This is a genomic window from Nocardia neocaledoniensis, assembly GCF_029868625.1.
In the GTDB taxonomy this organism is placed as follows: domain Bacteria; phylum Actinomycetota; class Actinomycetes; order Mycobacteriales; family Mycobacteriaceae; genus Nocardia; species Nocardia neocaledoniensis_A.
Genome location: NZ_JARWOJ010000012.1, coordinates 1 through 2102, shown reverse-complemented (window position 1 = coordinate 2102; position 2102 = coordinate 1). Strand labels below are relative to the sequence as shown.

General features: G+C 72.5%; 2 protein-coding genes. One reads left to right on the top strand and one right to left on the bottom strand.

The features are described 5' to 3' along the window. The coding region (locus tag QH270_RS00205; RefSeq protein WP_280338325.1) for a sigma-70 family RNA polymerase sigma factor at positions 1 to 835 on the bottom strand (835 nt) is incomplete at its 3' end. Between the two features lie 252 nt (positions 836 to 1087). Here QH270_RS00205 and QH270_RS00200 point away from each other — a divergent pair. Continuing rightward, positions 1088 to 1864, top strand: coding sequence for a metallophosphoesterase (locus QH270_RS00200; protein ID WP_280338324.1), 777 nt, complete (start codon positions 1088 to 1090; stop codon positions 1862 to 1864). Positions 1865 to 2102 lie beyond the last annotated feature (238 nt).

Sequence of the window (2102 nt, the reverse complement as noted above, 5' to 3'; positions counted from 1 at the left end):
GTGCGAGAGGTAGCGGGCGATCGCGGCCGCGGGGGGGCCCCGGGGGGGTGGGGGGCCGCCGCCCCCCCCCCCCCGCGGCCCCCCCCACCCGGGGGGGGGGGGGGCGCGGGGGGGAGTGGGGGGGGGGGGGCGGGGGGGCCCGGGTAACCCGGGCTTCGCGGTCGGGGGCTCCCGCGCCGGCGCCCACGACCGGGGTCTTGCGGGCCGCGACGCGACCGCCGCCGTCGGCCACGCTCACCGCGTCGTCGGCGAGCAAGCGGATCAGTGGGTCGGTGTCGCCGCTGAGGACAGCGGCCAGGAATTCCTCGACGATCCGCTGAGCGGTGGCGGAGTCGACGCTCGCCCGCGTACGCCCGCCGACGTGCTGCTTGGCTCGCCGGTAGATCTGCTGACAGTTCGACTCGGTGAGATCGAGCAGCTCGGCGATCTCGCGATGCTGGTAGCCGAAGGCCTCGCGCAGCACGTACACCACGCGCTCGTTCGGCGAGAGCCGCTCCATCAGCGTGAGCATCGCCAGCGACACGGACTCGCGCTGCTCGACGGTCTCGGCCGGACCGAGCATCCGGTCACCGGCCAGGACCGGCTCCGGAAGCCATTGGCCCACATAGGTTTCCCGACGCGCCCTGGCCGAGGTGAGCTGGTTGAGGCACAGGTTGGTGAGCACCTTCGTCAGCCAGGCCTCCGGCGTCTCGATCAGGTCCTTGTCGGCAGCGTGCCAGCGCAGATAGGTGTCCTGCACCGCGTCTTCGGCGTCGCCGGCCGACCCGAGCAGCCGGTAGGCGATCGCCTCCAGGCGGCCGCGACTGGCTTCGAACAGATCGGCACCCCGTGTCATCACCCCATGGTCGGCTATGCGGGTGCCGCTGCGCCACCCGGTGCCGACGCCCGAGAACGAGCAGGAAATCCGCGCGTCCCGCAATACCTCACCGAGCGTGAGAAGTGACACAGACCACTGATGAGGTTTCGGTCCGTGGTACGGCTCATGCAGACGGATATACGCAGGTCATCTAGCCTTGAGAGGTGCCGATGAGTCATACCGGCACACTCTGACGCAACGGAGCGATCCCAGAGAAGAAAGCGACTGCCGATGATCCTGGCGGCTCAGCTCAGCGATACCCACTTCGATCTCACCCCGCGCAACACCGAGCGCGTGGAGCGGGTGATGGCCTACCTGGCCGATCTGCCCCGCAGGCCCGACGTCATCCTCGTCACGGGCGACATCACCGACTCGGGGAAGCCGGAACAGTACGCGGAGGCGCGGCTGGCGCTGCGCGCCGACATCCCCATCTGCCTGCTGCCGGGCAATCACGACGATCGCACCGCTTTCCGCACCGAGCTGCTGGGTGAACCGGCCTCGGATGCCCCGATCAACAGCGTCCACCGCGTCGGCGCCCTCACCGTCCTCATGCTCGACTCGACCATCCCCGGCGAACCGAGCGGCCTGCTGGCCGAGCAGACCTACGACTGGCTCGCCGAAGCGCTCGCCGCCGCACCGGACGGCCCGATCCTCATCGCGCTGCACCACCCGCCGCGTCCCGTCGCCAGCCCGGTCGTCGACGTGATCGCCCTGGCCGAACCCGCCCGCCTGGCCGCCGTGGTGGCCGGGGACCCCCGCGTCATCGGGGTCCTCACCGGCCACGCGCACTCCCCGATCGCCACCACCTTCGCGGGCAAACCGATGATCACCTGCCCGAGCACCGCCTCCGTCCTCGGCGGCGAATGGGAGGTGACCCTGCCGCACAAGGTGATGGACTACGCCCCCGACCCGGCGATCGCGCTGCACGTCATCGACGAAACCAACACGCTCACAACCCATTTCCGCACCGTGGCAATGGGCGGCTGGCTGGCCGAACCGCCGATCTGAGCCGCACCTACCGCACAAACCGGCCCCCGCACGACCCGACCTCGAGGAGGGTCCGCCGCGCAGCGGCGGGGTGGGGGCCGGGGGGGGGGGGGGGGGGGGGGGGGGGGGGCGGGGGCGGGGGGGGGCGGCCGCGCCCGCCGCCCCGGCCGGGCCCCCGGGGCGACACCCCGCCGCTGCGCGGCGGACCCTCCTCGAGGTCGGGTCGTGCGGGGGCCGGTTTGTGCGGTAGGTGCGGCTC

Bases quoted from the DNA above. Each gene is read 5' to 3' on its own strand.
- QH270_RS00200 (WP_280338324.1), top strand. From the start codon at position 1,088: ATGATCCTGGCGGCTCAGCTCAGCGATACCCACTTCGATCTCACCCCG.